18 protein-coding genes are annotated in these 21,133 nt (G+C 62.5%); 9 read left to right on the forward strand and 9 right to left on the reverse strand.

Going from position 1 to position 21,133, the window contains the following annotated elements; all coding sequences use genetic code 11:
• Positions 1-457 precede the first annotated feature (457 nt).
• The gene (locus ACFTWF_RS37060) at positions 458-1,153 is read right to left on the reverse strand and encodes a hypothetical protein (RefSeq protein WP_378466055.1); all 696 of its coding nucleotides are present in this window, start codon (positions 1,151-1,153) and stop codon (positions 458-460) included.
• Between the two features lie 2,377 nt (positions 1,154-3,530).
• Here ACFTWF_RS37060 and ACFTWF_RS37065 point away from each other — a divergent pair.
• Positions 3,531-4,217 (forward strand): MspA family porin, encoded by a 687-nt coding sequence (locus tag ACFTWF_RS37065; protein ID WP_378466056.1) that lies wholly within the window; start codon positions 3,531-3,533, stop codon positions 4,215-4,217.
• A 67-nt stretch (positions 4,218-4,284) separates the two neighbouring features.
• Positions 4,285-4,968, forward strand: coding sequence for an MspA family porin (locus ACFTWF_RS37070; RefSeq protein WP_378466057.1), 684 nt, complete (start codon positions 4,285-4,287; stop codon positions 4,966-4,968).
• A 285-nt stretch (positions 4,969-5,253) separates the two neighbouring features.
• Here ACFTWF_RS37070 and ACFTWF_RS37075 read toward each other — a convergent pair whose 3' ends face one another.
• Positions 5,254-6,486, reverse strand: coding sequence for a cytochrome P450 (locus ACFTWF_RS37075; protein WP_378466058.1), 1,233 nt, complete (start codon positions 6,484-6,486; stop codon positions 5,254-5,256).
• 26 nt (positions 6,487-6,512) lie between these two features.
• The gene (gene fgd / locus ACFTWF_RS37080; RefSeq protein WP_378466059.1) at positions 6,513-7,520 is read right to left on the reverse strand and encodes a glucose-6-phosphate dehydrogenase (coenzyme-F420); all 1,008 of its coding nucleotides are present in this window, start codon (positions 7,518-7,520) and stop codon (positions 6,513-6,515) included.
• Between the two features lie 487 nt (positions 7,521-8,007).
• Between fgd and ACFTWF_RS37085 the strand changes: the two genes are divergently transcribed.
• The 5 genes from ACFTWF_RS37085 to ACFTWF_RS37105 all read left to right on the forward strand — a co-directional run bounded on the left by ACFTWF_RS37085 (position 8,008) and on the right by ACFTWF_RS37105 (position 13,679).
• Positions 8,008-9,594 carry an ABC transporter substrate-binding protein gene (locus ACFTWF_RS37085; RefSeq protein WP_378466060.1) on the forward strand — a complete coding sequence of 529 codons (1,587 nt, stop codon included), beginning with the start codon at positions 8,008-8,010 and terminating at the stop codon, positions 9,592-9,594.
• Positions 9,595-9,618: 24 nt separating this feature from the next.
• Positions 9,619-10,740: an ABC transporter permease gene (locus ACFTWF_RS37090; RefSeq protein WP_378466061.1), complete on the forward strand. Its 1,122-nt coding sequence runs from the start codon at positions 9,619-9,621 to the stop codon at positions 10,738-10,740.
• Between the two features lie 235 nt (positions 10,741-10,975).
• Complete coding sequence (locus ACFTWF_RS37095) at positions 10,976-11,671, forward strand: ABC transporter permease (protein ID WP_378466062.1); 696 nt, start codon at positions 10,976-10,978, stop codon at positions 11,669-11,671.
• Between the two features lie 14 nt (positions 11,672-11,685).
• The gene (locus ACFTWF_RS37100) at positions 11,686-12,705 is read left to right on the forward strand and encodes an ABC transporter ATP-binding protein (protein WP_378466063.1); all 1,020 of its coding nucleotides are present in this window, start codon (positions 11,686-11,688) and stop codon (positions 12,703-12,705) included.
• Positions 12,702-13,679, forward strand: coding sequence for an ABC transporter ATP-binding protein (locus tag ACFTWF_RS37105; protein WP_378466064.1), 978 nt, complete (start codon positions 12,702-12,704; stop codon positions 13,677-13,679). Before ACFTWF_RS37100 ends, ACFTWF_RS37105 begins: the two co-directional genes overlap by 4 nt.
• Before the next feature lie 24 nt (positions 13,680-13,703).
• On the opposite strand, the gene ACFTWF_RS37110 is transcribed toward ACFTWF_RS37105, so the two are convergent.
• From ACFTWF_RS37110 to ACFTWF_RS37135, 6 genes are all read right to left on the reverse strand, one after another.
• A complete protein-coding gene (locus ACFTWF_RS37110) occupies positions 13,704-14,561 on the reverse strand; it encodes an LLM class F420-dependent oxidoreductase (protein WP_378466065.1) in 858 nt (285 codons plus the stop codon).
• A gap of 17 nt (positions 14,562-14,578) precedes the next feature.
• Positions 14,579-15,103: a nuclear transport factor 2 family protein gene (locus ACFTWF_RS37115; RefSeq protein ID WP_378466066.1), complete on the reverse strand. Its 525-nt coding sequence runs from the start codon at positions 15,101-15,103 to the stop codon at positions 14,579-14,581.
• Positions 15,103-16,725 (reverse strand): AMP-binding protein, encoded by a 1,623-nt coding sequence (locus tag ACFTWF_RS37120; protein WP_378466067.1) that lies wholly within the window; start codon positions 16,723-16,725, stop codon positions 15,103-15,105. Before ACFTWF_RS37120 ends, ACFTWF_RS37115 begins: the two co-directional genes overlap by 1 nt.
• A gap of 179 nt (positions 16,726-16,904) precedes the next feature.
• Positions 16,905-17,609: a TetR/AcrR family transcriptional regulator gene (locus ACFTWF_RS37125; RefSeq protein ID WP_378466068.1), complete on the reverse strand. Its 705-nt coding sequence runs from the start codon at positions 17,607-17,609 to the stop codon at positions 16,905-16,907.
• A 31-nt stretch (positions 17,610-17,640) separates the two neighbouring features.
• A complete protein-coding gene (locus ACFTWF_RS37130; RefSeq protein WP_378466069.1) occupies positions 17,641-18,054 on the reverse strand; it encodes a Zn-ribbon domain-containing OB-fold protein in 414 nt (137 codons plus the stop codon).
• On the reverse strand, positions 18,051-19,202 hold the full coding sequence (locus ACFTWF_RS37135; protein ID WP_378466070.1) for an acetyl-CoA acetyltransferase: 1,152 nt from the start codon (positions 19,200-19,202) through the stop codon (positions 18,051-18,053). The genes ACFTWF_RS37130 and ACFTWF_RS37135 overlap by 4 nt, the downstream gene beginning before the upstream one ends.
• A 204-nt stretch (positions 19,203-19,406) precedes the next feature.
• On the opposite strand from ACFTWF_RS37135, the gene ACFTWF_RS37140 reads away from it, so the two are divergent.
• Positions 19,407-20,171: a hypothetical protein gene (locus tag ACFTWF_RS37140; protein ID WP_378466071.1), complete on the forward strand. Its 765-nt coding sequence runs from the start codon at positions 19,407-19,409 to the stop codon at positions 20,169-20,171.
• A gap of 43 nt (positions 20,172-20,214) precedes the next feature.
• Positions 20,215-21,129: an LLM class F420-dependent oxidoreductase gene (locus ACFTWF_RS37145; protein WP_378466072.1), complete on the forward strand. Its 915-nt coding sequence runs from the start codon at positions 20,215-20,217 to the stop codon at positions 21,127-21,129.
• The last annotated feature ends 4 nt before the right edge of the window (positions 21,130-21,133 follow it).

Raw genomic sequence — 21,133 nt, forward strand, 5'->3', positions numbered from 1 at the left:
CGCCGCGAGAATGCCGACCGGTAAATCAGCGACTCGCTCCCCATGCGACCGTCGGCGCATTGCCGCCGACAGCATGGGCTGCAGCTGATCTGTGTGCCCGAGTGAGGACGACGCCGCCACATCCTGTGACCCGATAGTGGACTTGCGGCGGCGCCCGTTCATCGCCAAGGAGCTCGAGGGCGGACGAGTCGTCATGGCGCCGGCGGTGTCCCGCAACTGCCCGCACCAAACAGGCGCCGCTGCTGTACTTCTCGACGCATGCCACGTGTGGTTTCACTTCCGGTCGGGTGGGTCCGAAGCGGGACGCGGTCGGGATGTCGGGCGTATGATCGACGGACCGCCGGGGGCGCCACGCGGAAGGACGGACAATGGATAATTGGTGGCTGTATTACAGCCCGTTTCCCCAACCTGTCCGAGAGTGGCTGTGGCTGATTGTGCAGCAGATTTGGTAGTGCCGTTAGCTGTTGGTGACGACGAACCCCTTACCGACCGGGTTGGCCTGCGCGTTGATTCCGTCGAGGACAGCGGCGAACTTGATGTACTCGAACGCGAACAGTGAGGTGTCGAATCCGCGGACCATGCCCACGATCTCGGTGTTGTTCTGAAGTACGGGACCACCGGAGTCGCCGCCGCCCGATTGGGCGTTGCTGTAGAAGCGTGTCAAGTTCTGCGAGGTGATCGACCCGCAATGGACGCCGGTCCCGGCCCCGTCCTTACACAGGGGACCGACTGGGCTGGAGGCACCGATTCCGTCGACTCGGGCACTGGGACCATTCGATGTGAGCACCGCGTCAGCGTTGAGGCGGATGACGACCCAGTCGACGCCCGCCCCGCCGCCGGGACTGCGGTACGCGATGTTCCCGATCTGTTCCCGCGGCCCGGTCGGTGCGTAGCGGTAGACGGGCGCACCGTCGGGTGTGCCGTCGACGCAGTGGGCGGCGGAGATGCCGATCTTGTCGCCGAGCGAGTCGGTACCCACAACGCCCATCGTGCAGAAGTCGATGATGCCGGGCGGGTGCGGCACCGGGTTCAGATCATCGGTCCATGCGATGCCGTTGGACACGACACCGGTGGCTGATGCCGCCGGCGCCTCGACGAGGAATGCACCGAGGGCGACCGCGAGACACGCAAGAACCCCGAAAAGCCTGCTCACTTGAATTCTCTCTTCTTTCGCGAAAATAGTGGATCTGTAAGCCCGCTCGTGTTGGTGGCCGAGCTGGACCTGACCGGACGATGTCGCCACGGCTGGACTGTCGGGGGCTGAAATCAACAGGACCTTGTCTGCCGATCGCCGTACGGCGCGGTCTTCCACAAGGCAGTCAGGTCGGGCATTGTTCGGAAGAACGGCACGCACGAACAGCGGACGGCTCGTCCGCAATCATCCGGTGATTGTGGAGGCGAATCTTGCCTCGGTCAGCCTGTGTGAGAGGAGCGTCGGCCTTACGGTTCGCTCGTCGAGCGTGATGGTCGCGACCGCGAAGGAGTGAAGTCGGTGCCCATCCGGCTCAACTCGGCGCTGCGGCACGACGAGCACGTGGACGCGTCGCCGGTGAGCATGGTGTGGCACTGATCGCAGCGGCGACAGATGAAGAAGTCGCGTGCGACGAGTAGGGCGCGGTGGAACTGATCGTGCATTGAGGCCTCGGCTTGCAGGGTTTGTGGGTTGTCGAACTCCCACACTCCTCGCCGGGTGTCGATCTGACGACGGTAGAACGACCGGTAGGCATACCCCTTTTCGTGCCTGGAGACTGTCCGCAGGCTCGAGATCTGACGTGGTCGACTTTCCTCTTGCGGCTCCGCGATGCCGATCGGGGAAGTCCGGGGAGTGTGGCTCATTCCGCCCGCGTCCGAATTACCGACCAGTAACTGCGATTTCGATGGTTCCTGCGGAATGCACGAATCGGTTGGGGCTGAGTCCCGATCGGCGCAAGCCTGCGATAGAGACAGTACTGCCGAAGTCGGCGTGCCAGCGCCGCGCCAGTCGTGCCGGCGGGATTCGGCTCGACTGATTGATCGAGATCCGGTATCACCAGCGGTTTGTTCTGTGCTGCATCGTGTCCCATAGCGCCCGTAGCCTATTTGCGCAACCGGGTATTCGCGTCGAGCATGCTTGCGTGCCGTTGTCGCCGACAACCAACGGCCGAGTCGGGAACTCCCCGAACGATCTGTGTTCGGCGTCGCGATATTCTTCGGCGACACACGGCGCACCTAGGTTGTGTGACGGAGAACACAGTCAATTTTGTGGGAGAAGCCTGGCGCTCAGGACGTTCGGTTGTAATCCTGAGCCGAGGCGCAAACTTCCAGACCTAGTTTCGGGTTATGGGTATAGGTTTTCGGCCCAATGGGCAGGTGTTGGACTTGGTCCAAGTTGGACGGTGCGCGCTTGCTCCACCGCGTCCCGGGTCGGGTCACGTCCACTGCGGTCTTCCTGACCGGTGTCCGTGGCAACGATCCCCGGGGGCAGCGGCGTCTGCATCCTGATGGACCGCACCGCCGCCGAAACGCTCACTGGGGCACGTGAGAGGTCGTACTCGTCGGGCTGTCTGTACCGGTGGGTTTCGGTGATCGGGCACTAGCTCCGCACCGCCGAACCAACCCATTTGGTCAAGCCCTGGTGGCATCCACGCTGTAGGGGATCCGTCGCGACTACGCCTGCAACGGCGACCGACCATCGGATCTGCACCGCAGGCTTGTGGCTGATGGTGTTCGCCGGTGCGTTCCTGTGCAGCGACTTCGTCTGCCTCACCTGCGGCGACGTCACCGTATACCGACTCGACGGATCCAAGTGCGGTTGCGGCGGTCCAAATCCGCCCGCGAAGATGCCGGGGCGGGTTAACCGGAACGCGTGCGCATCCTGCCGGTCTTTGCGGGTGTCCGCGGCATTTATGTATCGCCACGGTGGCAAAAGATATCTGGAACAGTCGATTGTGTCAACTGATCCATTGCTGCCGTGAACCGGTGCTTTCATGTGGCCACCCGTCGAGTTCTGACGGCGGTGCGCACGCAGTGGTGCGGTGAGCAGTCTTGCGAGCAAGCCGAATCCAACCCTGAGTTGACTGTTAGTCTTTTAAGTAGATTCAGCGACTCTTGCCAAGACTTGCTGTCTAGTTTACGGTTTGTGACCGGCAGCACAACCGCATGTCGTGGAGACGCCGGAGCACCGTTGGCTCAGTTCCTCGTATGCGAGCCGTGTCGACGTCATTCGGCACGTCCGAGAAGCACACCGCCCGCCGCGGTTGAGAAGGGGCTCAGAAATCCATTACGACTAAGGACGAGGTCCCGAGGTGCTGATTCGATCACTCGAACAGAGCCCGCTGAATGCCTGTGCGTCTCTGTTCCTTGCCTACCGGGGCGGTTCTGCGTGTCCCGGTAAGCGCTACCTGCCACGCCGGGTTGAGAACACCGACGAATTGCTGGGCCCGCGGCGTGAGTGGCGTTCAACCGGGTCTACTCCGTTGGGTAACGACCATCGCGGCGGGTTCGTCGGCATCCGGACTGTAGCTGCATCCCCGAAGAAGGAGTACGAAGAAATGACCATCGAAGAGAAGTCCAACCAACGTCACGGTCTCCGAATCGCGGGCCTGGGAGCCGCTCTGGCCGTCGCGGTTGGGCTACTGGCTACCGGCGTGGCCAGCGCGGATACTTTCATCCCGTTGCCGGACGGGTCGAAGGAAGGGCCGAACGCCACGGTGACGAGGACAGGTGAGAGCGCTTTGGTCTCACAGTCGTTGGCTGCCAATGGCGCCGGCCGTGTGGCGTGGGTGTCGGGCACAGTGACGGTCGATGTCCGGGGAATCCCTGAGGTCACCGACGTTCCAGTCGCAAATGGCGCCCCAAGTAGCACCGCAGGCATTAACAACGGCACGAATGCGTCGACCACGCACGGTGTCTCGCGGGTCTCGACCGGGTACATCGTCGGATGTCAGGTCGACGTCACCGGACTTTCGGCATCACCGTCGTTCTCGGCGGACTCGAGTTCGATCAGCCCCAGTCTGGGGCTGACGGTTCCGCTGAACTCGGGGGAAATCAAATACGTGCCGGTGACGGCGAAGGATATACCCAAGGACGGCGTGTACGCGGTGCAGTACCAGAACGCGGAGCTGCAGGTCCAGAAGTGTGGTGGCTTCGCGCAGGCGCGTGCATACACCGTCGTCGAGATCGTGGGCAACGACTATTCGAAGACCGTTATGTACGGTGCACCTTTCAGCATCGGCTGACTCGTCCGGTTTCGCGGTTTCCCCATCACCTTCTCGCGAATGCGAACTCTACCCTTGAGAGAGAACAATGATCATCAACTCTAAGAATGGTGTCCGTCTGGGTGCCGTCGGGGCTGCTGTTGCAGCGACGGTGGGCTTCTTCTCCGTCGGTGCGGCCAACGCAGACACGTTTGTGCCGCTCCCCGGCGGCAGCCTCACCCAGACCCTCGCTGACGGAACGGTGGTGACCGTGAACTTGACCGACGAGAGCGCAAACATCTCGCCATCGCTGGGATCGACTCCGTTGCATCGCAATGTATGGGTCTCGGGCAAGGCATCGGTGACGCTCGACGGTCAGCCGGCGAAGACGTCCTACATCTATCCTGGATACATCCTTGCCTGCCAGGTCGACTTCGGTGCCGGTGCCGGCGGTAACGCCGGAACCGCCCTGTCCGTTGACAACGGAACGGGCAACCTGGTCTCCGGTCCATTGGCGGGCAGCGCCAACGGCGCGATCACCCTCGGGCCCGGCCAGGCGCAGAACGTCGCTATTCTCGACATCGAGATGCCCGATGCATACGGTTCGGAAATCCACTGGGGCGCACACTACTTCCAAGGAAACTCGGGTTCGGTGACGTGGTCGGACTCCACTCTGGGCGTGAACGGTTGCGCGGGGTACGCCCAGGCGCGCTCCTACGTCAAGGTCGAGGTCGAAACCGCGCAGGTAAAGAACACCTTGACCCTGTGGGGGCAGCCCTTCAGCATCGGTTGACGAACCGAGGTGATCGGTGCCAGTGATGTTTGACTGAATGTACCGGAGTGCCGATCAATCGAAGTGTGACGAAGTCTCGTTGTGGCCGCACGTGGTTGGTGGCCATAGCGAGACTTTCGTATGAGAGCCTGTGACGGGTGGCCCGCCGCTGTTGATCACGTGGTCAGTCGGAACGACGCGACCGTGTCGGTCGGCTCTCGTGCGACGACCGTGGACCATGCCCTCGCCGAGTCTGCCGTGAGAGGGCGAGACGTCCGCCTTGGCTTGGTCGAGTTCTGAGATCGATTAGTTCAGTCTGAGCAGCAGCTGATCTGGCCCTTGGGTCGCCGCCGGCGAACCCGGCAAGGAGATCTCCTCGACGAGTTCGATGTTGGGAAACCGGGCTGCGAGAACTTGCAGGGCTTCGGTCATCTCGGCGCGCGCCAATCCATGGCCCAAGCACAGTCGATGTCCTCGTCCGAACGAAAGGTGGCGTGCGGCATTCGGTCGATTGATGTCGAAGATATCGGGCTCGTCGAACGTTGCGGGATCACGGTTCGCGGCGAAAATGTTCAGCGCTATTGGCGTTCCGGGGGAGAAGTGGATGCCGTCGATGACGAGATCATTCGTCACCGTTCTCAGGATGGTGTGCAGGGAGGGTTGTAGGCGCATTGCCTCGTAGACGGCCGCCGTAGCCAGATTCGGGTTTGCGGTGAGTGCTCGCCATTGAGTGGGATTCTGCATGAGGAGGGCGACGGTGGAACCGAGCTGTAGCCTGGTGGTGTCGTGTCCGGCGAACAGTAGGTTGACGAGCGCACCGAACATTTCGCCTTCCGACAGCCGATCGTCGGGATCATGTCCCCGTGCCTCCGCATCGATGATCGCGGTCACGACGTCTTCGGTCGGATTTGTGCGGCGATAGGCGACCAATTCGCGGAAGTACCCGTACAACCCCTGCAGTGCGGAGTCGATCTCGTCCTTGAACGGATCGATCGGATGGTGCGAAAGTCGCGACAAGCTGACTACCCACTCGGTGAAGAGTGGAATGTCCGCGACAGGAACTCCGAGGAGGCGGCAGACGACCTCAATCGGGTAGGCGTCGTTGAAGTCGGAGACCAAATCGAGCTCGCCACGGCCTGCATGGGCGTCGAGCAGCTGTTCCGCACATCGGCGCATGGCCGGACGAAGTTTTTTCACTCGCGCCGCAGAAAAGGCTGACTGGAGCACACGTCGAACGGGATCGTGCCGTATCCAAGGCATAAGTGGAAGCATGCCCTCGGTGGCGTATCCGATGACCAGGTCCGATGCATCCTGCTCTTGGTAATAGAGGCTCCCGGCGCCGTCGAGATGTTCCTTGTCCAGGGTGAGCTCGGAGGCCACTTCATACGAGAGAACTTCGTAGCCTCGGACAGACTTGGCGAGCCACGATCGCGCGTGTGCCTGTCGTAGCACTGCGGCCGGGTCGGTTCGATATTCGATGCTGCTGTAATCCAGGAAGGGAAGCGCGAGTGTTTCCAGGGCTTGGGCGGGAGTTCTCAACAAATCTCCTAGGGAACCTGCGCGTTCTATGCGAGCGCACGCAAGCGGGGTGCGAGGTCGCGTTCGAAGAGATGGAGGAATCGCATCTGGTCATGTCCGGGTGCGTGGAACACGAGGTGATTGAGGCCGGCGTCGATATATTGGCGGATCTGGTCGACTGCTTCGTCCGGGTCGGAAGCGACGATCCATCGCTTCGTGACCTGTTCGATGGGAAGGGCATCGGCGGCAGCCTCCATTGCGATGGGGGAGTCGATGCTGTGCTTCTGCTCTGCGGTGAGCGAGAGCGGCGCCCAGAAACGTGTGTTTTCTCGTGCGCTCGCGGGGTCGGTGTCGTAGGAAAGCTTGATTTCGATCATGCGATCGATGTCGGCGATATCGCGGTCGAGCTTCTGTGCGCCTTCTCTGACCGCAGGAAGCAGCTTGTCTGTGTAGAGATCCATCCCTTTACCCGAGGTGCAGATGAAGCCGTCGCCTGCGCGGCCCGCATACCGTGCGACGACTGGGCCTCCGGCGGCAATGTAGACAGGGATGCCTCCCTTGGGTACGTCGTAGATGCAGGCTCCTCTCGCACGGTAGTAAGAGCCCTCGAAGTCCACACGCTCACCACTCCACAGTGCGCGCATCAGGTCTACCGACTCGCGGAGTCGGCCGAAGCGTTCCTTGAACTCGGGCCACTCGCCCTCGAACCCGGTGGCGATCTCGTTCAATGCCTCACCCGAGCCCACGCCGAGCATGATGCGGTCGGGGTACAAGCACCCCATCGTGGCGAAGGCCTGCGCGATGACCGCCGGGTTGTACCTGAATGTCGGTGTCAGCACCGATGTTCCAAGCTGCACTCGCTTCGTCCGCTCGCCGACGGCAGTCATCCACGCGATCGAGAAGGGTGCGTGACCACCGGTGTGACGCCACGGCTGAAAATGATCGGAGACGGTAACGCTGTCGAACCCGTGCTCCTCCGCGGCGACACCGATTTCGACAAGTTCGCGGGGGCCGAACTGCTCCGCAGATGCCTTGAGGCCGAGTTTCAGGTCCATTTCTCTCCGATCGAGTCGTCAGACAAGGCCGAGGCCACGCATCGGCTGTGATGTGCGACATACGTTAGCACCAAAACCAAGCGCATGCTTGGTTCGCTGATTTCGATTCCCCGAAGACGTGGAAAGTTCAGTCGCGACCCGTATGCCCCCGCTGACTTGACTCCGTCAAGAAGATTGCCGGGGAGTGGTAACCGCGGAACGCCTCTCGGCCGTCGGGATCGACTCGCACGGCTCTACTTGACATATGTGACGCACCTCATAACAATGACCGTAGCAAGCGCATGCTTGGGATGAAGGGCGTCGCCCGCATTGCCCACGAGCTGACGATTCAACGCCCCCGTAGGCGCACAATCCGCTTATCTCCGACCTCGCCGAGGTACAGAGACTTCGCGAGATCCACCGAGAAGTAGTCAGAAGAGTCCTGCGTCGCTGGGCTGAGCCAGAGAAACGCGGTTCCTCGACCGCCTTGAAGAAAAGGGAGACCCATATGAGGCTGCGAAAGTCGGCTGCCATGTCGGCATCGGTCCTCGTGGTGCTCGCCGCCGGATGCGGTAGCGCCGGTAGCGACAGCACGGCGGTGGCCAGCGGCACCTGCACCGCCGACCGGGTCGGTGGATCAGTCACGCAGGGAACGCTTCTGACACCGCGCGGTCTCGATCCGGTCGGGCAACCCGGTGCAGCGGGAAGCGGTGGGACCGAGGTCCAAGCGCTGTTCGACACCCTGATGACCTACAACACCGAGTCCCAGGTCTACGAACCTCAGGTCGCCGAATCACTCACTTCGAATGCGGATTTCACCGTTTGGACGATGACGCTTCGTGAGGGAGTTCGATATGGCAACGGCGACGTGCTGGTTGCCGACGACGTCAAGCGGAATGTCGAACGACACCAGTCACCAGCCAACACCCAGGTCTCGCGTGGTGAAGCGCTGACCATTGCATCGATGGATGTTCCCGATCCTCGAACGATCCGCTTCACCCTCGACGGCGCGTACCCGAACTTCCCGCACGTGTTGGCAACGGATGTCGGGATGGTCACCAATCCACGTGTCGTCGACGCGCTGGGCCCCGAGCAGTTCGCACTGAACCCCCGAGGCGCAGGGGTCGGTCCCTACGAGCTGGCGAAGTACGCACCCGGCGAAGAAATTGTCATGACTGCTAAACCGGACTACTGGGGTGGTCCCGTATGTATTCAGACCCTGCGCTTCATCAGCATTCCGGGTGCGGAAGGCACCCTTGACGCGCTTCGCACCGGGGAGCTCGATGTGGCATTGCTTCGGGAGCCCCCTGCGATTGCCGAAGCTCGAGAGGAAGGATTCGGTAGTCTGCCCACGCTGTTCAATTACGGTGAGGGAATCGTGATGAACTCGGCAGCGAGTAGGCCGACGGCAGACGTCAGGCTGCGGAAAGCGATTGTCGCAGCGGTCGACCCCGACGCGGTGAACAAGCGGGTGTTCAACGGCACCGCACTCGCGACCTCCGCGCTGATCCACCAGGACACCCCCGGTTTGTACTCCGGAGCGACCGGACCCACCTATGACCCCGACCTGGCAAAGGAACTCGTCAGCGAGGTGAAGCAGTCCGGCTGGAACGGAACCATTCGCCTGCTGGCGGACAACAGCCCGATTCGGATCAACGAGGCGATCGCGGTCAAGGCGCTGCTCGAGAACGTCGGTCTCACCGTCCAACTCGAGAATGACAAGTCATTGGCCGAGGTAGTCGGCAAGGTCGCCTCGGATCGCGATTACGACCTCGTCATCTGGGGTCCGAACTACACGAACGAAGGCCTGTGGGCACTGATGAACCGCCAGTTGAACAGTCAGAGCAAATCGAACTATTACGGGTACGCGGACCCGCGAATGGATGACGCCCTGGCGGCCTTGCGAACGGCGACGACACCCGAGCAGGAACAGCAGATCGTCTCGCGCATGCAGGAAATCCTCGACGACTCCCCGGTCATCGCGAACTTCGCCGCCTACGAAGAGGACAACGTTCACTCACCCCGGGTGGGTGGACTGATCCTCACCCGAGGAAGCGTGCTGCGTTATGACAAGGCGTTCGTTGCGGGGGCGTAAGTGCGGTACTGGGGAGGAGACACAATGACGCGCAGGATCGTGGCTGTGATCGGCAGGGTCATTCCAGTGCTGATCCTCGTGAGCTCGAGCACGGCCTTCCTGATCGAACTGGTGCCTGGCGATCCCGCCGTCACCGTCGTGGGAGCCGAAGGAACCCCCGAACAGTACGCAGCGGCACGCGAGGCGCTCGGTCTCGACCGTCCCTGGTATGTGCGGTACTTCGACTGGGTGGGCGGACTTCTGCACGGCGACCTCGGCCGTACCCTCGTACCACCCGTCCAGGACGTCGCGAGTCTGATTGCAGCCCGGCTACCGGTCACACTCGAGATCGCCGTTCTGTCGGTCGGTCTGGCGTTGGCGATCGCCATTCCGGCCGGCACCTGGTCGGCATACCGCTACGGCCGAACCTTCGACCGACTGACATCCGCAATGTCGTTCGGGCTGATCTCGATTCCGAGTTTCCTCCTGGCGCTGATCGTGATCTATCTCGTCGTGTTCAGGCCCGAGACCGTCACTGCTTCGATCATCGCGATCGCCACAACGGCGGCCACAATTCTGATTCTCGCGGCGGCACGAAGCCGATCGACGAAGACCGCGCGGGAACGCCGACACGTGACGTTCGCGGCAATCGGGATTCTGGCGATCGGGATTCTCCTCGTCTTCTTCCTTCCCGACTTCCCCCGTCAAGGGTTCGTACGAATCGGCGACGGCGGACTCGCCGAGAACCTGCGCACGGTCGCACTTCCGGTACTCGTCCTCGGGCTCGCCGAAAGCGCGCAGCTCACACGCGTTCTCCGCAGCGACATGGTGACCACACTGAACGACGATTTCGTACTCGCCGCTCGTGCACAGGGGATGCCGCGACGCCACATCCTCATCAAGGAAGCCCTGCGCCCGTCCACGTTCTCGCTGGTGACCGTAGCCGGCATCAGCTTCGGCAGGCTGCTCGGAGGCACGGTGATCGTGGAGACGATCTTCCGGCTGCCGGGAATGGGAACGCTCATCGTCGAGAGCGTGTCGAAAAAGGAATTCATGGTGCTGCAGGCCGCAGTCTTGACCGTCGCGGCGCTGTATGTCCTCGTCAACGCCCTCGTCGATATCTCGTACCTCTACCTGGACCCGAGGACCCGCCATGACCGTCTCTGAGCGCATCGAAGAACCCGTGCACGGCGCACCGAGCGCTGACACCGAATCAAGCAGTGATCCCGCACCACTGCCGGAGCGCCGACGATCACACCCCGGCACGAGGTGGGGCCGGCGAATCGGTCTCTGGCTGAGTGCGGGCTGGCTCGCCATCGAAATAGTGGCTGCCGCCACCGCCGATCTCCTGCCGCTCGCCGAGGGCCGCGACCCGTCGTCGACACTCGACGCACCCATCCTCATGTCCCCCAGCCCGTTCTCGGCACATCCACTCGGCACCGATCGTCAAGGCCTCGACATACTCAGCGGCGTGATCTTCGGGGCACGGACCTCACTGACCGTTGGCTTTGGTGCCGTCCTGGTGGGCATCACGATCGGCGGCATCCTGGGGTTGCTCGCCGGGTACTACCGGGGGAAGATCGACGCGATCCTGAACTTCTTCAACGATTCCCTGTTGGCCTTTCCGCCGTTGATCCTTCTCCTCGCGTTGTCCTCGGTGGTTCAACCGAACGTCCGGAATGTCACTGTCACACTGGGTGTGCTGGCCGTTCCGACCTTCTTCCGACTTGCGCGCGCCAACACGATGACCTACTCCCAAAGGAATTTCGTGCTGGCAGCCAAGGCGCTTGGCGCCACGAGTTCTCGGATCCTCGGCCGCGAGCTCGTTCCCAATGTGCTCGCCTCGACGATCGCTTACGCATTCGTCGTCGTTGCGGTGCTGATCGTCGCGGAGTCGTCTCTCAGCTTCCTCGGCCTCAGCATCCAACGTCCCGAACCAACGTGGGGAAACATGATCGCGGCCGGTCAAACGGATCTCGCGAAGTACCCCCACCTCGTCTTCGTGCCTGGCGTGATCCTGTTTCTGACTGTGCTGTCGTTGAACCAGATAGGTGACTGGGCACAGCGGAAGTGGGATCCGCGTGCACGCAAGATTTAGCTTCCCCCGGACCTGTGGAGGGTGACATGCAGCTGAAACCATTGCTGGACGTACGCAACCTGACGACAATCTTCGACACGCCGAAGGGTCCCCTCCGTGCGGTCGACGGGGTGTCGTTCACCGTCGAGCGCGGCAAATCGCACGGCATCGTCGGCGAGTCGGGATCGGGCAAATCGGTTCTTGTTCGAACCATCATGAACTTGCTCCCCAGTACCGCGTCGGTGACGCCCGATGCGACGGTGTACTTCGGCGGCAAGGACATCAGCACCATGACTGCTGAGGAGAAACAACACCTCTGGGGTCCCCAGATCAGCATGATCTTCCAAGATCCAATGACGGCGTTGAACCCAGTTCGGAAGATCGGGGCGCAGATCGCAGACCCCCAGCGATTTCACCTCGGCCGAAGCAAGCGAGCGGCATGGGAGAACGCCGCGGACCTGCTCGCCCAGGTCGGCATCTCCGATCCCCGCCGGCGCCTCGATCAGTATCCGCACGAGCTGTCGGGAGGGATGCGCCAACGGGTCATGATCGCCATCGCCATCGGGTGTGAGCCGGATCTTCTGATTGCGGACGAGCCGACCACTGCCCTCGACGTCACGGTGCAACGGCAGATCCTCGATCTGCTCAGCGTGCTGCAACGCGACCGTGACATGGGGATGATCCTCATTACCCACGACCTGGGCGTAGTCGCCCGACACACCGATGACGTCTCTGTGATGTATGCGGGTCAGCTCGTCGAGTCCGCTCCGACGCGGGTCCTGTTCCGCCACATGAGGCACCGCTATACCTCGGCGTTGTTCCGCTCGACACCTCGCATCGATGCAGCACCACACTCACGGCTGTTCACAATTGCGGGGCGACCACCGGACCTGCTTCATCCTCCCTCCGGGTGTCGGTTCGCGCCCCGCTGTAACCACGTTCTGGTGGACTGCGCGCGAACGCCGAAATACGAGCTGATCGACGGCACCCATCGGCTGGCATGCCACAACCCCAACGCAAGCATCCTCACCGACCAGGGCGAAGGAACACCATGACCGCGACAGTAGAGGCGCACCAACACCGAACCGACATCGTGCTGTCGGTCGAGGACCTCGAAGTGGAATTCCCCAGCGGACGATCAGGCTCGACGCGGGCTGTCGCCGGCATCAGCTTCGATGTCCGGCGGGGAGAGACACTAGGCATCGTCGGTGAATCGGGGTGCGGCAAGTCGACTACGGCGCGGGCGATACTCCAGCTGACCCGCCCATCGAAGGGCACCATCCGATTCGAAGGCCGGGACCTGACGAAGCTGTCGCACCGCGAGATGAGGGCCGTCCGCCGGAAACTGCAGGTAGTGCTTCAAGACCCGATCTCATCGCTGAACCCACGGCGAAAAGTTCGCGACATCGTGCGCGAGGGCTTATCGATCTGGGACGTTCCGGACGCCGAACTGCGCGTGCGTCGAGCGATGGAGGCGGTCGGCCTCGATGTGGACTCGGTGGGGGATCGGCTACCGAGCGAATTCTCCGGGGGGCAGTGTCAGCGCATCAGCATCGCACGTGCGTTGGCATTGGAACCGGAAATAGTGATTTGTGACGAGCCGGTCTCCGCGCTCGACGTTTCGGTCCAGGCGCAGATCGTCAATCTGCTCGAGGACCTGAAGGCGCAGTACGGCCTGACCTTGCTCTTCGTGTCGCACGACTTGAGCGTCATCCGGGTGATCAGCGACCGGGTGATGGTCATGTATCTGGGCAAGGTTTGCGAGATCGGGCCGGTCGCGGAGATGTTCGACAATCCAGGCCACCCGTACACGAGGACGTTGCTCGATGCGCTTCCCGTCCCGGACCCCGAGGTGGAGTGGCAGTCCGCACCACCGGCGGGAGAGGTTCCGTCTGTCATCGCACCACCGTCGGGGTGCCGGTTCCGGACCCGGTGCCCTCGCGCGAGGGCGGAGTGTGCGGCAGAGGAGCCGCGCCTGACCGAGACGACCGCGGGCCACTTCGTGTCTTGTCATTTCCCGCTGGAATGAACTCGGACGGGCCGCCGGGCTCGGCTACTGCACGAGTCGGGCGAGCGCTTCCACTGTTTCGACCGTTTCCCCGTATTCGTCTGTCGGAAGCCAGAATACGACCCGATCGACACCCATGTCGCGGTACCTGTCGAGTGCCGCCCGGTGGGGGCAGCCGTTGAACAACGTCACCGGAAGTGGGCCACGTCCGGCCTCTGCTGCGAGGATTCGCAGCTTGCGGATTCGGTGTTCGAGGACATCTTCGAAGTCTTCTCTCCGGCCGGAGAGGTTGTCGCCCACCTGGTCGGTCCCGGCCCGGAACGGCATCCAGCCGTCCCCGAAGGTGACAACCCGGCGCAGAACCTCAGGACCACCACCTCCGACAAGCACGGGAGGCCGGGGGCGCTGCACGGGCTTGGGCCACGACCACAGCGGATCGAAGTCGACGAGCTTGCCGTGGTAAGCCGCTTCCTCCTGCGACCAGATGGCGGTCATCGCTTCGACTCGCTCGCGCAGTAGGCGGAACCTGCCGGCGGGATCTGCGCCGTGATTGCGCATCTCCTCGTCGTTCCACCCTGCACCCACTCCAAATAGCACTCGACCGGATGACAGCTGATCTATTGTGGCGACCTGTTTCGCCAAGATGATGGGATCACGCTGCGTCACCAGACAGACCGCGGTGCCGACCTTGATGGTGCTCGTAGCTTGGGCAGCGCACGACATCGCCACGACGGGATCGAACACCGTCCGGTAGTACGTCGGCACGTCGTGCCCGGAGTAGCCGGACGTACCGTTTCCGAGGGGAACGTGAGTGTGGTCGGGGAAGAACAGGGACTCGAAACCGTGCTCTTCCGCGACCGCTCCCAGGTCCGCCGGCGAGATGGAGTCGGCCGATGTGAACATCTGCACACCGGCAAGCATCAGGTGATGTCCCATCTTTGCGGCCGGGCGTCGGGATCGATTGCCATGGGCTCGCGTAGATGATGGGACATGTCCCCGAAGAGGTCGTTCCCGATGTGGCGTTCACTGAAGTACCAGGTATCGCCGTCCTTGACGAAACGGTCCAGGTAGTCACCGGCGGTAATCGGCGCGAGCGGCACATCGGGTGGATTCTGTACGACGAGGATGTATGAATGCGTACGGATCGCACCGGGACCATCAGCTTCGATCATCAGATTCGTCGCGATGTGATGAGTCCGAGGTGTGTTGTTCGGGTAGATTCGCACATACTTCGACCAGAGTTCGGACACTGCCCGGGCGTCACTGCGCACGACCAGATCGCCCGCGATGTAAATGTCGGCTCGTGCGAAGAGTTGACCCATCTCGTCGAATCGTCCGGCGTCGAGCAGGTACGGGTACCGGAAGATCAGGTTCTGGATCTGGAGATAGTCGGCGATGGTCAATTCCGCTGGACAGTGAGCGCCGGTGACGGGGACAGGAGTCATCAGACAGAGGCCCCCAGCTCGTCGGCTCGCTGGCGTAGCAGCGCCTTGGCGACCTTACCGTTCGCGGTGACCGGAAGCGCATCGAGGATGAAAACGCGACGCGGCGCCTTGTAATTGGACATGTTTTGTCTTGCCCACGTGATGATCTCGCTTTCGGTAGGCTCTTCGCCCGCCTGCGGAACCACGAAAGCCCAGACAACTTCTCCGAGTACTTCGTCGTGAACACCGACCACAGCCGCTTGAGACAGTGAATGATTGTGCAGCAAAAGACTTTCGATCTCGGCCGGATATGCGTTGAAACCGCCGACGATCAACATCTCCTTCGTTCGCCCGACGATGCGAAGATTGCCGGTCTCGTCGAACGCGCCGACGTCACCGGTGCGCAGCCAGCCTCCAGGCGCGAAGGCATCCTCGGTGAGTTGGGGAGCCTCCCAGTACCCTTTCATCACGCCGTAACCGCGAATCTGGATCTCACCGCGCTCGCCGACGGGGACGGGAACTTCGTCGCTGTCGACCAACCGGACTTCCATGCCGGACACGACACGTCCTGCAGAGCCGGCCACGACGGCCGGCGGATCACCGGCACGAGTCATTGTCACGACCGATCCTTCGATCAACCCGTACGCGTTGGTGACTCGCTCGAAACCGAGTCGATTTTGCATGGCAATGACGAGTTCGTCCGGCACGCTCGCGGCGCCGACGATCGCCCATCGCAGTGACGAGGTGTCGCGTTGATCGAGTGTCGGGTCGGTGAGAATCTTGCCGAAGAGGTTGGGTGGACCGGCGAGGGTGGTGAGGCGGAGTTCCTCGACCATCTCCAGTGCCTTGTCCGGGTCGAAGACCGCGATCGGAACGATGGTGGCGAGGCGTTCGATACAGGCGATGATGCCGGCGTTGATGCCGAAACCATGCGCGAACGGACTGACCACGGGAAGTCGATCGCCTGCCCCGAGACCGCAGACCTCGGCCCAGTCCCAATAGGCGCGAAGAATCTGCTCACCGCACAGTGTCACACCCTTGGGATGCCCCGTGGTGCCAGAGGTCATGAGAATCTCGAAGACGTCACCGGGTTCGACGGCCAGCGCACGCATTTCTGCTGTTTCGAGGTCGATGGAGGTGTGCATGTCGAGGAACGCGTCCCAAGTGAAGGTGCCGGGTAGCGTGGTATCGCCCTGCAGCAGGACAACGGTGCCGAGATCGGGGAGACCGACAAAGGGTGCGTCCTGCCGCGCTCCGCCGGCAGCGGAGGCCAGTTGCTCGAGATAGCGGGTTCCCAGAAATGCGTCGACCGTGATGAGTGCACGACATCCGGTGCGTTGGAGTACTTCTGCTGTTTCGATCCCCTTGCCGCGCGTGCTGAGTGGGACGATGACGGCGCCGCAGTCCCAGATACCGAAGGCAGTGACGACCCACTGCCAGCAATTAGGTGCCCAGACACCGACCCGGTCACCCGGCCCGATACCGCGGGCGATCAGTGAGCGGGCGATCTTCGATGCGTCAGTCCGAAGGTCGGCGAGAGTGAGGGTTCGGTCGCCGTCGATCACGGCGACAGACGCTGGATGGCGATGCGCGCGTTGGCGAAGCATCTGCGGGAGGGTTCCCCACTCGGGGATTTCGTTCATGTGACGGCATTCCCTTCATAAACAAGCAATCGCTTGGTTAAGGAACTTAGTCTGTCACATCGCGAACCTCAAGGGTTGCGTTAATGGATAGGTGTCGATGGCGAGAACCCGCCAGATGCAGAACAGCCGCGCAGTCCGGTGTGGACCGCGCGGCGTTGATGTTTCGGTATCGGAAACCGTCAGCCGGAAAACAGTGGTCGATCGGGATTGGCGGCCCACGGGTCAGGCTTCTCCAGTCCGCTCATGACCAGTTTCAAGTATTGGTCGGCCAACTCGTCAGCCGACAGGCGCCCGGAAGGGGTGAACCAGCGAACGGCAACCCAGAGTGAGTCGCGCAGAAAGCGATAGGTGATCGTCGTGTCCATGTCGTCACGAAATGCGCCCGACGCGATGCCGTCGTCGAGGACCTTGGTCCAGATCCTCCGGACTTCGGCCTCGGCATCGGCGACATACGCAAACCTGGGAAACTGGTTCAAGTATCCACGTTCGTTCTGAATGACGGTGATGGCCGCCCGGTGCTCGTCCAAGGAGTTGAACGCCGCCTTGACGAGGTTGCGCAACGTGACCGACGGTTCATCCGCCTTCTCGACGATGCTCTCGTAGGTGGCCATCAGGCTGGTGAAGTACTCGGAAAGGATCTCGTCTACGATCGCTTCTTTGGAATCGAAGTGATGATAGAGGCTTCCCGACAGTACGCCGGCCGCATCCCCGATTTGCCGCACGGTCGTCGAGCGGAATCCTTGCTCGGCGAATAGGTCAGCCGCGATGTTCAGCAGTGCCTGACGTCGCTGTGAGCTGGTCTCTCCCGGTTCCGACCGCCGGCGAGTGCCACGTCGCGGGCGCGTCGCAGGTGCGGACATGATCGAGCGAGATTTCGGTGCCATGGGTACAGTATGCACGGTTTTCACCCAAGCGCTAGGTTGCTTGGTTGCTCTTCCAGGTGATCAGAGTGGTCGGAGTGGCCTCGGCGGGTTCGGTCGGTGTGAAGTCGGCGCGCACGTGCCGGCCGACGTACAGGTCGGAGCCGTCGACGTTTCCCGCCCACCGTCCCGGGATGAGGATGTTCGCCGCCTGGTCGAGTCGGACGAGAACAACCGCGAACGGCACGGCAGGAATCGGTGCGAACTGTCTTCGGGTGACCGTCCACGAGACCACCGACCCGCGACCGTCTGTGCCTGACCAGTCCCAGTCGAAGGACCCGCAGATGTTGCAGATCGCTCTAGGGGCCCAGCGCAGAGTGCCGCATCTGCATTGCTGCACGAGCAGTTCTCGTCGCTCGAGTGCCCGCCACCATTCGGTCGAATCACGATCGCCGTACGAGTTCTTCATCGATCACCTCGGAGGATCAGTGCTGACGTGACACCGGAGACGTAGCCGGGTTGACCGGTGCACAGCGCTGTCTGTGCGTTGTCGACCTGTCGAGGCCCCGCTTCGCCGCGAAGCTGGAGGACGGCCTCGACCACGTGATTCAACCCGTGCGCGTAGCCCTCGGACAGGTGACCTCCGTGGGTGTTCACGGGTGTGTTCCCCCCGAAGGTCGTCTCGCCCGCGGCAACGTAGGCGGCGCCTTCGTTGCGTGGTGCCAGGGCATAGTCTTCGAGTTGCATGAGGACCAGAGGCGTGAACGCGTCGTAGAGTTCGGCCACGTCTATCTCGGCCGGTCCAATGCCGGCCTTCGCGTACAGCCGGGGAGCCATCTCGCGTGCCGCACTCGTCGTGTAGTCCGTCCGACTTCCCGAGAAGAAGCTGTGGCCGCCGCCGGTCGCAGCTCCGCTCACGAGTACGGGAATCTGACGGAGATCGCGTGCTCGCTCCGCTGACGTCACCACGACGGCGACGCCGGTATCGGTTTCGAGGCAGCAGTCGTACAGGCGCAGAGGGTCGCTGATGAATGCCGAGCCGAGGTACTGCTCCATGGTCAGGGGCGTCGTCATCATCGCGCGCGGATTGAGCAGTGCGTGCTCGCGCTGCGTGACCGCGACACGTCCGAGGTCTTCGCTCGAGGCCCCGGAACGAGCCAAATATGCCCGCGCGACCAGTGCATACTGCTGAACCGGGGCGAGAAGTCCGTACGGCACCTGGTACTGGAACTCGACCAACGTCGGTGCCGACCGTCCCGTGCCACCCATGCGAAACTCGGATCGCGCGTTCAGAGCCCGCCATACCACCACGATCTCGGCCTGGCCGGACGCGACCGCCATGGCTGCCGCACCGACCGCCGCGGTCGACATGCTGCCACCTCCGACGAGGTCGAGGAGGACATGCGGATCGTCAACCCCGAGGCTGTGCGCCACCGCCGAGGCGGGAACCGCATCACCGACGCTGTGAGTGATCAGCCCGTCGACGTCGCCGGGCTGTAGACCCGCGTCGTCGAGCGCATCCTTGATTGCTCGAAGCGCGAGCTCGAGCGTGCTGACCCCCGAGTTCTTGAAGTAGGGAGTCATGCCGATACCGGCGATCGCCGTACGATCACGCACTGTAGCCGTCCGAGCCCGCCGCGACCTCGCCCCGTTGAGAAAGAATCACTTTGTCTCCTACTTGAGCTAGCGCTTGGTTTACAACTCAGGCTATGGTCGGTGAGGCACGGTGTCAAAGCCGGATTCCGGCATTGACCCACCTCACGGTTTCCTCGTACAGTCTATTTGAGCAAGCAGTTGCTTGTTTTTGCGGAAGGACACAGCGTGGCACGCGGCATCTACCTCTTGGAAGAGGTCTACTTTCACCCGATGAACTCGACGAACCCGCGGGAGTATCTCCAGTGGCTCGTCGACTACAAGAAGGAAGACGAACAGCGGGCGGACTCGGATGCGGAGCTGACCAAGGGACTCTCCGTGCGCTCGCGTGCGATCGACCTCATCGGCGCCTTCTACGCCATCGGAATCACCGGCCACGAGCAGTTCAAAGCGGTCACACTCTGGGACTGCCATGGCGGCTGGGACGGCGGATGGCGTCAGCAGCTCGAGATCTACAACGGCGTCAAGCCCGAACTCTTCCTTTCCAACATCGACGATCTCCGCCACAAGGCCTTTTCCCGGCCGATGGGAGCGGTCCTGGGAACGCCGGACCTCCAGGAGCTGCGTACCGAAAAGTACACGGCCCCGTTCTTCCTGCACGAGATTGCCCAGGTTCGCCCCGGCGCGGCGCAGGACTATCTCGCGGCAGTCCGAGAAGAACGCGCACCCATCCTCGCCGACCACGGCCACCGATTGGTCGGACTCTACGAGGTGATGCTGTCGGACACGGAAGTGGTCACGTTCTGGGGAACCGACATCGACAGTCACCTCCAGACCCAGCGGGCGTACGACGCCGCCGTCGGGCTCGACGCGGAAGCGAGCGCGGATCCGCGACTGGTCGAGTGGCGCAAGACCGCGCGGCAGTATCTGGATGGACCGTGGCGCGAGACGCTGTTGGCACCTTTCCCTGGTTCGGTTCTCGCTCCCAAGTAGCCCGTTCACCGTTCGGCGCAGTCGCAAGGAAAGGAAGAATCTGATGCGGTACGTACTCGGTCTGCCCACCGATCAGGTCGACAGACCCGCGGAGTTTCTCACTGCTGATGCAGTCGCTGACGTAGCACAAGCAGCCGAGAAGGCCGGGTTCGACGCCGTGTCCGTGACCGACCATCCCTTCCCTCAGGACAAGTGGCTCAGCCGCGGTGGCCACCAGGCGCTCGATCCGATGGTGGCCTTGTCCTTCGCGGCCGCGCGTACCACCCGGGTGAAACTCTTGACGAACGTGCTCGTACTGCCTTATCGCAACCCGTTTCTCACGGCCAGGGCGGTGGCGAGCCTCGACGTGCTCTCGGGTGGTCGGGTCATCTTCGGAACAGCGGTCGGCTACTTGAGATCGGAGTTCGCCGCCCTCGGGCTCGGCTATGACGATCGGGGGGCACGCACCGATCAAGCACTCCGGCTGATGAAGACGGCATGGACAGGCCGATCCGTCACCGTCGACGATCCGCCCTACTCGGTCACCGAGCACACGATGCGACCCGCCCCTCTGCAACAACCTCATCCTCCGATCTGGTTCGGTGGCAACAGTAAGCGAGCGATGCGTCGCGTGATCGAGTTCGGACAGGGTTGGATGCCGATGCCGCAGCCGGCCGAGGCGGCGAAACTGACAAGAACCCCGGGTCTGGAGACGATCGACGACCTCGCCGGGCGCATCGAATATCTGCGATCAGGAGCGCGGGAGGCCGGCAGAGACCGTCCGGACGTCTGCTTCGTCCCGTTCGGGATGCGCATGACCGACAGCCCGGATCTCGAATCCTTCGACCAACTCGGTCAGCAGGTCGACACCTACACAGACGCAGGTGTCGACTGGCTGTCCGTCCCCTTCTCGGGGACCGACCGCGATTCACTCCTGAAGTCGATCGAAGAGTTCGGCGCCCGCGTAATCGATCGATAGTCGC

It is taken from the genome of Rhodococcus sp. NPDC056960 (assembly GCF_042674125.1).
Classification (GTDB): Bacteria; Actinomycetota; Actinomycetes; order Mycobacteriales; family Mycobacteriaceae; genus Rhodococcus_F.

Excerpts from the sequence above, each read along its gene's own strand:
- ACFTWF_RS37065 (WP_378466056.1), top strand. The coding sequence starts at position 3,531 with ATGACCATCGAAGAGAAGTCCAACCAACGTCACGGTCTCCGAATCGCG.
- ACFTWF_RS37070 (WP_378466057.1), top strand. The coding sequence starts at position 4,285 with ATGATCATCAACTCTAAGAATGGTGTCCGTCTGGGTGCCGTCGGGGCT.
- fgd (WP_378466059.1), bottom strand. The coding sequence starts at position 7,520 with ATGGACCTGAAACTCGGCCTCAAGGCATCTGCGGAGCAGTTCGGCCCC.
- ACFTWF_RS37085 (WP_378466060.1), top strand. The coding sequence starts at position 8,008 with ATGAGGCTGCGAAAGTCGGCTGCCATGTCGGCATCGGTCCTCGTGGTG.
- ACFTWF_RS37090 (WP_378466061.1), top strand. The coding sequence starts at position 9,619 with ATGACGCGCAGGATCGTGGCTGTGATCGGCAGGGTCATTCCAGTGCTG.
- ACFTWF_RS37095 (WP_378466062.1), top strand. The coding sequence starts at position 10,976 with ATGTCCCCCAGCCCGTTCTCGGCACATCCACTCGGCACCGATCGTCAA.
- ACFTWF_RS37105 (WP_378466064.1), top strand. The coding sequence starts at position 12,702 with ATGACCGCGACAGTAGAGGCGCACCAACACCGAACCGACATCGTGCTG.
- ACFTWF_RS37110 (WP_378466065.1), bottom strand. The coding sequence starts at position 14,561 with ATGTTCACATCGGCCGACTCCATCTCGCCGGCGGACCTGGGAGCGGTC.
- ACFTWF_RS37115 (WP_378466066.1), bottom strand. The coding sequence starts at position 15,103 with ATGACTCCTGTCCCCGTCACCGGCGCTCACTGTCCAGCGGAATTGACC.
- ACFTWF_RS37120 (WP_378466067.1), bottom strand. The coding sequence starts at position 16,725 with ATGAACGAAATCCCCGAGTGGGGAACCCTCCCGCAGATGCTTCGCCAA.
- ACFTWF_RS37125 (WP_378466068.1), bottom strand. The coding sequence starts at position 17,609 with ATGGCACCGAAATCTCGCTCGATCATGTCCGCACCTGCGACGCGCCCG.
- ACFTWF_RS37130 (WP_378466069.1), bottom strand. The coding sequence starts at position 18,054 with ATGAAGAACTCGTACGGCGATCGTGATTCGACCGAATGGTGGCGGGCA.
- ACFTWF_RS37145 (WP_378466072.1), top strand. The coding sequence starts at position 20,215 with ATGCGGTACGTACTCGGTCTGCCCACCGATCAGGTCGACAGACCCGCG.